Raw genomic sequence first — 10,823 nt, forward strand, 5'->3', positions numbered from 1 at the left:
GATGTCTGAAGTTCTGGTTCTCATCGACCACGTCGACGGCGCGGTCCGCAAGCCCACCTACGAGCTCCTCGCGATCGCCAAGCGGCTCGGCGAGCCCTCCGCGGTCTTCATCGGCTCGGCCGACCAGGCCGCCGCCGCGACCGAGGCGGTCACCAAGTTCGGCGCCGCGAAGGTCTACACCGTCGACGACACCGAGATCAAGGGCTACCTCGTGGCCCCCAAGGCGGAGGTGCTCCAGCAGCTCGCCGAGAAGGCGTCGCCCGCCGCGATCCTGATCACCTCCTCCGCCGAGGGCAAGGAGATCGCCGGTCGTCTCGCGATCAAGCTCGGCTCCGGCATCATCACCGACGCCGTCGACGTGCAGGCCGACGGCGACACCGTCGTCACGACGCAGTCGGTCTTCGCCGGCAACTACACCGTCCAGGCGAAGGTCACGCAGGGCACGCCGATCATCACGGTCAAGCCCAACGCTGCCGCCCCCGAGGAGGAGGCGGGCTCCGGCACGGTCGAGGAGTTCGCAGCGACGATCTCCGACGGCGCCAAGACCGCCCAGATCGTGGCCTCGCAGCCGCGCAAGGCGACGGGTCGTCCCGAGCTCACCGAGGCCGCGATCGTGGTCTCCGGTGGTCGCGGCACCGGTGGCAACTTCGAGCCCATCGAGGGTCTTGCCGACGCCCTGGGCGCGGCCGTCGGCGCCTCGCGTGCCGCGGTCGACTCCGGCTGGATGCCCCACACCTTCCAGGTGGGTCAGACCGGCAAGACGGTCTCGCCGCAGCTCTACGTCGCCAACGGCATCTCGGGTGCCATCCAGCACCGCGCCGGCATGCAGACCTCGAAGACGATCATCGCCGTCAACAAGGACGACGAGGCCCCGATCTTCGAGCTGGTCGACTTCGGCGTCGTGGGGGACCTGCACGCGGTCCTGCCCGCCGCCACCGAGGCGATCAACCAGCGCAAGGGCTGAGCCGCCCGCAAGCACCACGCACCAGCGCCCCGTCACCGTGAGGTGGCGGGGCGCTGTGCTGTGCGGGGGAGGCGTCAGAAGCCGCCGCGGGCGCCGTTGCCCGGCTCGACGACCAGGCCGACCCGGGGCACCTCGACCGTCCGGGCACCCGGCTTGCCCCCGATGACGATCTTGCGCAGCGCGACGTTGTTGTCCGTCGAGGCTTCCACGAGCTTGCCGCGCGGGTTGGCCTTGACCTCGATGTAGTAGGTGCCGTTGGGCAGCCCCTCGAGGTTGAACGACTGTCCGGCGCGGAACTGGGCGTAGGTGTCGCCCCATCCGGAGGCGAGCACCTCGCGGATCGACAGCGAGCCGTAGTCGCCGCACGCCGTGGACAGGTCGGTGTTCTCCGGGTTCCACACCGCGGAGGGGACCGTGGTGTCGACGGCGTCGGTGTTGGCCAGGCAGAAGGCCTCCTTGCGCGACTTCACGATGGCGGTCTTGTCGGCCTTGAGCAGCGTGTAGCTGGCGAAGTCCTTGAAGTGCCAGTGCTGGTGGGTCGGCTTCTCGTCCCAGTGGAAGTGGCCCACCTTCCGGTAGCCGGTCTGGGTGCCCTCGGCGTCGAAGAAGTACTGGTAGCCCTCCATCTCGTCCTCGCCCTCCTTGCGGAAGCCGTCGACGACGAGGGGGCTGTCGCCGCCGTTCCACACGGTGGCCGAGAACTGCAGGAACGACCCGTTGGGCGCCACCTGGATGCCCCAGGCCGGCAACGAGCGCAGGTCCGGACGTGGTCCGACGACCTCGCCGTCGGCGGCCTTGGTGGGCTCCTGCCGGGCGGGCGTCGCGACGCCGCGCTCCGTCGTACGACGTCCCTCGCTGCCGTAGTCCTCCTTCTTCACCACGAGGGTGAAGGTGCGCCTCGCCTCGGCCGCCGACAGCCCGAACGCCTTCGCGTAGGGGGCGCCGACCGCGGCGGTGACCCGGTAGCGGCCCGGCTCGAGCCGCAGCGGCTTGTAGGTGTTGAAGACCGGGGTGGCCCAGCCGGCCTGCACGCCCTGGACCGACCCGATCGCGTAGGGGTTGTAGTAGCAGGAGCGGGGGTAGTCCGACGTGGCCGGCGCGTCGGGGCTCACCCGCTCGGCGTAGCCCGACAGGCAGCCGCCCTGGACCATCCTGGTGGTCGGCCCGGCCTTGACCGGGTCGAAGCTCAGCTTGAGGAAGTGGCGCAGGCCGCTGAACGTGGACATCGACCCGGCGGGCAGGGTCACGTCGCCGGTGGCCGAGCGCCACACGGTCCGGATCTTCTCGTCGTAGCCGGTGCGGGTCGACCAGAGCTCGAAGGGCTGGTCCTGCGCGACGAGACGCAGGCCGAGGTCGGTGTAGACGCGGCCGCCGTAGGAGAAGGCCTCGATGCGGTCCGGTGACCACAGCGACACCGGGGCGTCGCCCTCCGCGCGCTGCGCAGCAGCGGCAGGGGCAGCGGCAGGGGCGGCGTCGGCGCCGGAGGAGAGCGCGGGGAGTGCCGGGAGGACGAGCGCGAGCGCGGCGAGGCCGGCGGCCCGAAGGGCGGTGCTGCGGGGTGAGGTGCGAGGCATGGGGTTCCTCCTGAGGAATGGTGAGTCCGAGGACTACGACGCAACCGAGGCCGGTTTGGTTGCCCAGGATCGCGAGACACCCGCGGAGCGCGCCTCCGGTCTCTCCTAGGCTCGGACCATGACGCAGGCCCCCCGTGGAGACGACACCGAGCAGCAGGTCCTCGCCGTGGCCCGCCGCGCACGCGAGGCCAGCCACGCGCTGGCGCTGGCGACCCGGGCCGAGAAGGACCGCGCCCTGCTCGCGATGGCCGGGTCGCTGCTCCAGCGCAGCGAGGAGGTCCTCGCGGCCAACGCGGAGGACGTGACGCGTGCCGAGGGCGGTGGCACCCCCGCCAACATCGTCGACCGGCTGCGGCTGACCGACGACCGCCTCGAGGCCATGGCCCAGGGCCTGCGCGACGTCGCCGGCCTGCCCGACCCGGTGGGCGAGGTGGTGCGGGGGAGCACGCTGGCCAACGGGCTCGAGCTGCGTCAGGTGCGGGTGCCCTTCGGCGTGGTCGGGATGATCTACGAGGCGCGGCCCAACGTCACCGCCGACGCCGCGGGCATCTGCCTCAAGTCGGGCAACGCGGTGCTCCTGCGGGGCAGCTCCAGCGCCCGGTCCAGCAACGCCGCGATCGTGGCGGTGCTGCGCGACGCCGCGAGCGCCGTCGGCCTCGACGCCGACGTCGTCCAGCTCGTGCCGGGGGACTCCCACGACAGCGTCAAGGCCCTGATGCGGGCCCGGGGCTTCGTGGACGTGCTCATCCCGCGCGGTGGCGCCGGCCTGATCCGCTCGGTGGTCGAGGAGTCGACCGTCCCCGTGATCGAGACCGGGGTCGGCAACTGCCACGTCTACGTCGACCGTGCCGCGGACCTCGACAAGGCACTCGCGATCGTGCTCAACGCCAAGACCCACCGCACCAGCGTCTGCAACGCCGCCGAGTCGTTGCTGGTGCATGCCGAGGTCGCCGACGCCTTCCTGCCGCGGGTCGTCGCAGCGCTGCAGGACGCCGGCGTGACCATCCACGGCGACCCCGCGTTCCAGGCCCACGAGGGAGTGCTGGCGGCCACCGACGAGGACTACGCGACCGAGTACCTCTCGCTCGACATCAGCGCCGCCGTCGTGCCGGACCTCGACGCGGCGCTGGCGCACGTCCGGCGCTTCTCGAGCCAGCACAGCGATGCGATCGTGACCGAGGACCAGTCGGCGGCCCGCCGCTTCGTGGCCAGCGTGGACTCGGCGGCCGTGCTCGTCAACGCCTCGACGCGCTTCACCGACGGCGGCGAGTTCGGCTTCGGGGCGGAGATCGGGATCAGCACCCAGAAGCTGCACGCGCGTGGGCCGATGGGGCTGCCGGAGATGACCTCGACCAAGTACGTCGTGACCGGGAACGGCCACGTTCGCTGACCCGGGGCCTCCCCGCGATAGCGTTCCGACCATGCCCGTGAGCGACGCGACCGTCTACGCCGATCCGGCGGCCGAGAGGCTGTTCACCGGCGCGACGGTGATCACCTTCGTCCGCACGGTCGTGTCGTTGGCCCTGTGCCTCTACGCCGCGGTCGACGAGGACCTCACGCTGCTGGTCGTCGGCCTCGTCGTCTACTGGGTCGGTGACATGGCGGACGGGGGATACGCCCGCCTCTTCGACTGCGAGACCCGCATCGGCGGCACGCTCGACATCATGTGCGACCGCATCAACTGCGCCGGGTTCTACATCGGTCTGGCCTGGCTCCAGCCCGAGATGGTGCTGCCGGTCTCGGTCTACCTCTTCAACTTCATGGTCATCGACATGTTCCTGTCGCTGGCCTTCCTGGCCTGGCCGATCCGCAGCCCCAACTACTTCTACGTCGTGGACGCCCGCCTCTACCGGTGGAACTGGTCGAAGCCGGCCAAGGCGCTCAACTCCGCGCTCTTCGCGGTGCTGCTGCTGGTCACCGGCTGGTGGCAGGTCGGGCTGGTGATCGCGCTCGCGCTGGTCGTGCTCAAGTGCGTCTCGCTGAGGTGGCTCTTCCAGCTGGGCCTGCCGGTGCCCGAGCGCGCGGGGAGCACCAGCGCGACATGAGCCTCAGCCTGGCCTTCTGGACCTTCGGCGTCAGCATCGCCTCGGCCCTGTTCCCGCTGATCAACATGGAGGTCATCCTCGGCGGCATGGCGGCGACCGTCGGGGGCCACGCGTTCACCTTGGCGGCCATCGCCGGCGCCGGCCAGACCGTCGGCAAGATCGTCTGGTACGAGGCGACGCGACGCAGCATCGAGACCGACTGGGTGCAGAAGAAGCTCACCGGCGACAAGGTGAAGGCCAGCTATGCGCGCTGGCAGGCCCGCATGGAGGGGCGTCCCTTCTTCGCCGGGGCGATCATGCTCATCTCCTCCTTCGGAGGCATCCCGCCGCTGCTCGTCATGGCCGCTGTCGCCGGTGCGCTGAAGATGCGCATGTGGGTCTTCCTGCCCACGATCTTCGTCGGGCGCACCCTGCGGTTCTGGCTGGTGCTCGCCGGGGTCGAGTCACTTCTCGGTTGAGCGCAGGGGGCCGGTAGGATCTGCGGCATGTCGCTGAGCCACATCACGCTGTCCCTGAGCCGGGCCGCCGCCGAGCACCACGAGCAGGTCATCAACCCCTGGTGGGTCGGGCTCATCGCCATCGGCATCCTCCTCGGGATGCTCTTCGCCCTGGTCGCCTTCGGCGGGGGACGCGAGCACAGCTGAGTGTCGACGCATGACTGACGCCACCCCCGTGCGCCGCCGTGTCGGCGTCATGGGTGGCACGTTCGACCCCATCCACCACGGGCACCTCGTGGCGGCCTCGGAGGTGCAGGCGTGGTTCGACCTCGACGAGGTCGTCTTCGCCCCGACGGGTCGGCCCTGGCAGAAGTCCGAGCGCGACGTCTCACCTCCCGAGCACCGCTACCTGATGACGGTGATCGCGACCGCGGCCAACCCTCGCTTCACGGTGTCGCGCGTCGACATCGACCGCGAGGGTCCGACCTACACCGTCGACACGCTGCGCGACCTCAGTGCCGCGATGCCCGACGCCGACCTCTACTTCATCACCGGCGCCGACGCACTGACCGACATCTTCAGCTGGCACGACGCCGACGGTCTCTTCGACCTCGCCCAGTTCGTCGGCTGCACGCGCCCCGGCTACGACATGGACCCCGAGACCATCGCGGCCCTGCCGTCCTCGCGGGTCACGATCGTGGAGATCCCGGCGCTGGCGATCTCCTCCACCGACTGCCGTGAGCGCCAGCGCCGCGGCCAGCCCGTCTGGTACCTCGTGCCCGACGGTGTGGTCCAGTACATCCAGAAGCACCGGCTCTACCCCGCCGTCGAGCCCGACCCGACTCCTGACCCGACTCCCACCCCGTCCCCGACCAGAGAAGCCTCATGACTGCCACCGACCATGCCGTCGAGCTCGTCGTCGCCGCCGCCCGTGCCGCGTCCGACAAGCTCGCCACCCAGATCGTCGCCTTCGACGTGAGCGAGCAGCTCGCGATCACCGACGCCTTCGTCCTCGCCTCGGCGTCCAACGACCGCCAGGTCAAGGCGATCGTCGACGCGGTCGAGGACGCGCTGCGCGCCATCGGCGCCAAGCCGGTGCGCCGCGAGGGCGAGCGCGACGGTCGTTGGGTGCTCATCGACTACGGCGAGATCGTCGTGCACGTGCAGCACGAGGAGGAGCGCCAGTTCTACGCCCTCGAGCGACTGTGGCGCGACTGCCCGACGATCAAGCTGCCCGCCGACGTCACGGGCCCGCCGCAGGGTGCCTGACGCGCGCACGCTCGTCCTGCTGCGCCACGGCCGCACCGCGTGGAACCAGGCGCGGCGCATCCAGGGCCACGCCGACGCCGAGCTCGACGAGATCGGCCACGCCCAGGCGCAGGCGGTCGCACAGCACGTCGCCGCGCTGGGCCCGGTGCACCTGTGGAGCTCCGACCTGACCCGCGCGGCCACCACGGCGGCGTACGTCGGTGCGGCCTGCGGGCTGGCTCCGGTCGCTGACGCGCGCCTGCGGGAGTACGCCCTCGGCTCGCGCGAGGGCATGACCCACGCGGACTACGCCGTGGCGCACCCCGAGGAGTTCGCGGCGTTCCGCACCGGTGACTTCGACGTCGTGCCCGACGGCGAGGGGACTCTCGCGGTCGAGAAGCGGATGCGCGCCGTGCTGCTCGACCTCCTCGACGCCACGCCCGCGGGCGGGCTGTCCGTGGCGGTGTCCCACGGGGCCGCCCTGCGCGTCGTCATCGCCTCGCTGCTGTCGTGGGACGTCGAGGAGCTGCAGACGCTGGGGGCGCTGGACAACTGCGGGTGGGCGGTGCTGACCGAGTCGCCGGCGACCGGCGGCTTCCGGCTGGGCGCCTACAACCGGGTCGCCCCGGCCTGAACGAGGCCGGGAAGCACCGGAGGGGGACCCCGATTCGCGTCCCGGATCGGCGTTGGCTAATATTTCGCGAGTTGTCAGGGCCTTGGCCCGGGCAGCACCCCGATGGGGGTGTGGCGCAGCTGGTAGCGCATCTGCATGGCATGCAGAGGGTCAGGGGTTCGAGTCCCCTCACCTCCACCATCGAGAGGCGGTCTCCCCCCGGGAGGCCGCCTCTGGTGCATTGTCGGTGCTTCTCGTCTCGGCCCGGTCGCTCAGGACGTCGTACGACGGGTCCCGTCGTCGTCGTAGGAGATGCCGCCCATGTCGACCACCCGCCGCGCGTTGGCCAGTGCCGTGACGACGCAGGTGCCGAGCGGGCCGGTGCGGTCGAACATCGCGGCGGTCCCGACGGAGATGCCGTCCTGCTCCAGGCGGTCGACGGCGGACAGGCCGATCTCGACGCCGACCGGGGGGCGCACGAGGGTGAGGGTGATGTCGGTGTTGATGTGCTCCACGCCGAGGCTGCCCCAGTGGGTGACCAGGCTGGCGCCGTCCGCGATCGCGGCCGCGGCCTGGAAGGGGGTGATGGCCTCACCGGCGACGACGGGGATCGCGGAGTTCCACGACTGCTTGCGCGAGCCGTTCTGGTGCTGGCTGAAGTCCTGCGTCCAGCCGACCTCCGAGTGGAAGTAGGGCACGTGCGGCTCGTCGGTCGGGGGAGCGACCTCGTGGGGCGGCGGGCTCGGGCGCTCGTCGGGGCTCCAGACCTGGCCCTCCGTGGAGGCGGTGGGCTTGAGGAAGACCGCGCTCGCGCGGGCCACGCGCTCGCCGGCCTGGGTCATCGTGGCGTCGACCAGGCAGATCCGCGAGCCCTCGCGCACGACCTCGGTGCTGATCTCGCAGGGCTGCATCCGCGCGGCCCGGAAGAGGTCGACGGTGTAGCGGGTCGGCTGGAGGTCGGCGCGCCCGAGGGCGGCGACCGCCCGCTCGAGGGCGCGGCCCAGGGCGCCGCTCACGGCCACACCGTGCATCTGGTCGGTGCTCCACATGCTCTGGGCCATGGCGGTCGGGACGAGGGTGTCGCCCTCGGGGGCGAAGAAGGCGAGGGAGGGATCCACGGCGTGAGGCTAACGGCCCGGTGACAGGACCCTCGCGGAGGTCTAGCGTGCGAGCAGGTGGGGACCAGGAGAGAAGAGGGAAGAACATGCGAGCACTCATCGCGGGAGCGGCGGCCCTGGCCGCGGCGTTCCCGATCGTGACGGCGGCCGAGGCGGCAGCGCCCAACGCGGCGGTCACGGTCACCATCAAGGCAGAGGGGACCGACCTGTCCGGGACGGTCTCGAGCGCCAAGCCGCGCAGGTGCGCTGCCAACCGGACGGTCAAGCTCTTCAAGCTCATCAACGGCGAGCCGCACCTGTGGGCCAACGACACGACCGAGAAGCAGGGGACGAGGTACGTCTGGTCGACCGGCAACACGGGCACACCGGGGCGCTACTACGCCAAGGTCGGGGCCAAGCCCGGCTGCCGAGGTGACGTGAGCCCGACGATCCGGGTCATGCCCGGCTCTTGACGCGAGTCAACAAGTTCAGCCGGAGGCATACCCCCGGGGTGTGACGGACGCTACAGTTCTGCAACTTGTTCTAGTTGTGGTCGTCACGCCCAGGAGCTCGCATGCCCGGTTTCAACCTCTCGACCGTCTTCGACACCGTCGCCCGTGCCGTCCCGGACCAGGAGGTGCTGGTCTGGCGCGACCGCCGGTTCACCTACGCCGAGATCAACGCGCGGATGGACGGGGTCGCCCGCTTCCTCGTGTCCCAGGGTCTCGGCTGCCACACCGAGCGCGACGCGCTGGCCGGCCACGAGTCCGGCCAGCACCACCTCGGCATCTACCTGCGCAACGGCAACGAGTACCTCGAGGCGCTGGTGGGTGCCTGGCGCGCCCGCGTCGCGCCGTACAACATCAACTACCGCTACGTGGAGGAGGAGCTGCGCTACCTCCTCGACGACGCCTCGACCGACGCGCTGCTCTACCACGCGGAGTTCGCGCCCCAGGTGGCCGCGCTGCGGGAGCACCTGCCAGGGCTGAAGGTGCTGATCCAGGTCGAGGACGAGAGCGGCAACGCACTGCTGCCCGGCGCCGTGGCCTACGAGTCGATCGTGACCACGCCGGTGCCCGAGCAGGGCATGCCGGTGCCCGACGGGGACGACCTGTTCATCATGTACACCGGCGGCACCACGGGGATGCCCAAGGGTGTCGTGTGGCGCCAGGACGACGTGTTCATCTCCGCGATGGGCGGTCTGCCCTTCGGCACGACGACGCCCTACGCGTCGTACGACGAGATCGCGAAGGCGGCCGTGGACGCCAACGGCGGCGTGACGCTGCTGATGCTGCCGCCGTTCATGCACGGAGCGGCGCAGTGGTCGGCCTTCCACATGATCACCACCGGCGGCAAGATCGTGATCCCCGACAACGTGCACCGCATGGACCCGGTCGACGCGCTGAACACCGCGATCCGGGAGAAGTGCCTGAGCATCCCGGTCGTCGGCGACGCGGTCGCGCGGCCGCTGGTGGAGGAGCTCGAGCGGGGCGACTACGACATGTCCGGTGTCGCTGCGGTCAGCAACGGCGGCGCGCCGATGTCGCCGACCGTGCGCACCCGGCTGCTCGAGGCGCTGCCGCACATCATGCTGCTCGACGCCGTGGGCTCCTCGGAGACCGGCATCCAGATGAACCACTACTCCGCCAAGGGCGCCGAGGCCGACACCGCGATCTTCAACCCGCAGTCCGACACGACCGTCGTCAGCCCGGACCTGACGCGGCGCTCGGAGCCGGGGGAGAAGGGTGGCTGGTTGGCCCGCAGCGGCCGCATCCCGCTGGGCTACCTCGGCGACGCCGACAAGACCGCGCGGACCTTCCCGGTCATCGAGGGCATCCGCTGGTCGGTGCCGGGGGACCGCGCCAACCTGCTCGAGGACGGTCGGGTGCACCTGCTCGGCCGCGACGGCGTCACCGTCAACTCCGGCGGCGAGAAGATCTTCGTCGAGGAGGTCGAGCGCGCGGTGGCCGCGCACCCGGCCGTGCGCGACGTAGTCGTCGTCGGGCGTCCCTCCGAGCGCTGGGGGAGCGAGGTCGTCGCGGTCGTCCAGGTCGCAGACGACGTCGACGTCACCGACGAGGAGATCCTGGCCGAGGCCGCGACCCACGTCGCCCGCTACAAGGTGCCCAAGGCGATCGTGCGGGTCGGCGAGATGGAGCGCTCGCCGTCCGGCAAGGCCGACTACCGCTGGGCCAAGGCGCAGGTCGTCTGAGGCTGGTCCTCGTTGGTCGAGCCCGACGAGCGCCAACGAGGAGGTGTCGAGACCTGCGTCGTACGCCGGCTGGGGTGCGGTTGGTCGTCGAGGTGCGGGGTCTCGACGTGCGCTTGCTTCGCTCGCTGCTCGACCAGCGGTGGGTGGGTCTCGACGTGCGCTCGCTTCGCTCGCTGCTCGACCAGCGGTGGGTGGGGTCAGCGGCCGAAGCGCATCCGGAAGTCCTCGGCGACGACGCTGGTGAGGGGGCGGCCGGCGCGCAGCCAGGCCAGCGGGCCGTCGGGCGCCAGGTCCCACTCGGCGGTGGCGGGGCGCAGTCGTCCCGAGGCACGGATCGGGCTGGCGACGGTGCGCTCGCGCAGGGTCTGCACGACGCTGCCGCGCAGCGGGAGGGGCAGCGGCACCCCGGGCGCGCGTCGCGGCGTGAAGGTCGCGCTCGCGACCGGGCCGGCGTCGGTGCCGGCGGCGAGCCCGCTGAACGTCGCCAGGTCCTTGGGGATGCCCCACAAGCCGCGGCCGCCGAGCATCGAGGTCTCGCTGTCGACCCAGATGTCGGTGATCGAGAGGCCGACGCGGCGCCCGTGGCGCACGACGACGGCGGCGAGCAGCTCGTCGTAGGCCATCAGCCCGGCA

At 71.2% G+C, this 10,823-nt stretch carries 13 protein-coding genes and 1 tRNA gene; 11 read left to right on the forward strand and 3 right to left on the reverse strand.

The features are described 5' to 3' along the window. Position 1: 1 nt before the first annotated feature. Positions 2-964, forward strand: a complete 963-nt coding sequence (locus AAG827_RS14610; RefSeq protein WP_341926820.1) for an electron transfer flavoprotein subunit alpha/FixB family protein — start codon at positions 2-4, stop codon at positions 962-964. A 74-nt stretch (positions 965-1,038) separates the two neighbouring features. Here AAG827_RS14610 and AAG827_RS14615 read toward each other — a convergent pair whose 3' ends face one another. Continuing rightward, positions 1,039-2,538, reverse strand: a complete 1,500-nt coding sequence (locus tag AAG827_RS14615; RefSeq protein ID WP_341926821.1) for a lysyl oxidase family protein — start codon at positions 2,536-2,538, stop codon at positions 1,039-1,041. A 118-nt stretch (positions 2,539-2,656) separates the two neighbouring features. Between AAG827_RS14615 and AAG827_RS14620 the strand changes: the two genes are divergently transcribed. From AAG827_RS14620 to AAG827_RS14655, 8 genes are all read left to right on the forward strand, one after another. Beyond that, positions 2,657-3,928, forward strand: a complete 1,272-nt coding sequence (locus tag AAG827_RS14620) for a glutamate-5-semialdehyde dehydrogenase (RefSeq protein WP_341926823.1) — start codon at positions 2,657-2,659, stop codon at positions 3,926-3,928. A gap of 31 nt (positions 3,929-3,959) precedes the next feature. Then, positions 3,960-4,583 (forward strand): CDP-alcohol phosphatidyltransferase family protein, encoded by a 624-nt coding sequence (locus tag AAG827_RS14625; RefSeq protein ID WP_341926824.1) that lies wholly within the window; start codon positions 3,960-3,962, stop codon positions 4,581-4,583. Next, positions 4,580-5,041 carry a hypothetical protein gene (locus tag AAG827_RS14630; protein WP_341926826.1) on the forward strand — a complete coding sequence of 154 codons (462 nt, stop codon included), beginning with the start codon at positions 4,580-4,582 and terminating at the stop codon, positions 5,039-5,041. The genes AAG827_RS14625 and AAG827_RS14630 overlap by 4 nt, the downstream gene beginning before the upstream one ends. A gap of 27 nt (positions 5,042-5,068) precedes the next feature. After that, a complete protein-coding gene (locus AAG827_RS14635) occupies positions 5,069-5,227 on the forward strand; it encodes a hypothetical protein (protein ID WP_341926829.1) in 159 nt (52 codons plus the stop codon). A gap of 10 nt (positions 5,228-5,237) precedes the next feature. Next, positions 5,238-5,909, forward strand: a complete 672-nt coding sequence (gene nadD / locus AAG827_RS14640; protein ID WP_341926830.1) for a nicotinate-nucleotide adenylyltransferase — start codon at positions 5,238-5,240, stop codon at positions 5,907-5,909. Further along, positions 5,906-6,289, forward strand: a complete 384-nt coding sequence (gene rsfS, locus AAG827_RS14645; RefSeq protein WP_341926831.1) for a ribosome silencing factor — start codon at positions 5,906-5,908, stop codon at positions 6,287-6,289. The genes nadD and rsfS overlap by 4 nt, the downstream gene beginning before the upstream one ends. After that, a complete protein-coding gene (locus AAG827_RS14650; RefSeq protein ID WP_341926832.1) occupies positions 6,282-6,902 on the forward strand; it encodes a histidine phosphatase family protein in 621 nt (206 codons plus the stop codon). Before rsfS ends, AAG827_RS14650 begins: the two co-directional genes overlap by 8 nt. Positions 6,903-7,006: 104 nt before the next feature. Further along, a tRNA-Ala gene (locus AAG827_RS14655) sits at positions 7,007-7,082 on the forward strand. A gap of 71 nt (positions 7,083-7,153) precedes the next feature. On the opposite strand, the gene AAG827_RS14660 is transcribed toward AAG827_RS14655, so the two are convergent. After that, positions 7,154-7,999, reverse strand: a complete 846-nt coding sequence (locus tag AAG827_RS14660) for an acyl-CoA thioesterase domain-containing protein (RefSeq protein ID WP_341926833.1) — start codon at positions 7,997-7,999, stop codon at positions 7,154-7,156. Positions 8,000-8,085: 86 nt separating this feature from the next. Here AAG827_RS14660 and AAG827_RS14665 point away from each other — a divergent pair, with 86 nt between their 5' ends. After that, positions 8,086-8,451, forward strand: coding sequence for a hypothetical protein (locus AAG827_RS14665; protein ID WP_341926834.1), 366 nt, complete (start codon positions 8,086-8,088; stop codon positions 8,449-8,451). A 101-nt stretch (positions 8,452-8,552) separates the two neighbouring features. Beyond that, positions 8,553-10,190, forward strand: coding sequence for an acyl-CoA synthetase (locus tag AAG827_RS14670; protein WP_341926835.1), 1,638 nt, complete (start codon positions 8,553-8,555; stop codon positions 10,188-10,190). 197 nt (positions 10,191-10,387) lie between these two features. On the opposite strand, the gene AAG827_RS14675 is transcribed toward AAG827_RS14670, so the two are convergent. Beyond that, a partial coding sequence (locus AAG827_RS14675; RefSeq protein ID WP_341926836.1) for an acetoacetate decarboxylase family protein occupies positions 10,388-10,823 on the reverse strand: 436 nt, incomplete at its 5' end.

It is taken from the genome of Nocardioides psychrotolerans (assembly GCF_943371775.1).
Lineage (GTDB): Bacteria > Actinomycetota > Actinomycetes > Propionibacteriales > Nocardioidaceae > Nocardioides > Nocardioides psychrotolerans_A.

Bases quoted from the DNA above. Each gene is read 5' to 3' on its own strand.
- AAG827_RS14610 (WP_341926820.1), top strand. From the start codon at position 2: ATGTCTGAAGTTCTGGTTCTCATCGACCACGTCGACGGCGCGGTCCGC.
- AAG827_RS14615 (WP_341926821.1), bottom strand. From the start codon at position 2,538: ATGCCTCGCACCTCACCCCGCAGCACCGCCCTTCGGGCCGCCGGCCTC.
- AAG827_RS14620 (WP_341926823.1), top strand. From the start codon at position 2,657: ATGACGCAGGCCCCCCGTGGAGACGACACCGAGCAGCAGGTCCTCGCC.
- AAG827_RS14625 (WP_341926824.1), top strand. From the start codon at position 3,960: ATGCCCGTGAGCGACGCGACCGTCTACGCCGATCCGGCGGCCGAGAGG.
- AAG827_RS14630 (WP_341926826.1), top strand. From the start codon at position 4,580: ATGAGCCTCAGCCTGGCCTTCTGGACCTTCGGCGTCAGCATCGCCTCG.
- AAG827_RS14635 (WP_341926829.1), top strand. From the start codon at position 5,069: ATGTCGCTGAGCCACATCACGCTGTCCCTGAGCCGGGCCGCCGCCGAG.
- nadD (WP_341926830.1), top strand. From the start codon at position 5,238: ATGACTGACGCCACCCCCGTGCGCCGCCGTGTCGGCGTCATGGGTGGC.
- rsfS (WP_341926831.1), top strand. From the start codon at position 5,906: ATGACTGCCACCGACCATGCCGTCGAGCTCGTCGTCGCCGCCGCCCGT.
- AAG827_RS14665 (WP_341926834.1), top strand. From the start codon at position 8,086: ATGCGAGCACTCATCGCGGGAGCGGCGGCCCTGGCCGCGGCGTTCCCG.
- AAG827_RS14670 (WP_341926835.1), top strand. From the start codon at position 8,553: ATGCCCGGTTTCAACCTCTCGACCGTCTTCGACACCGTCGCCCGTGCC.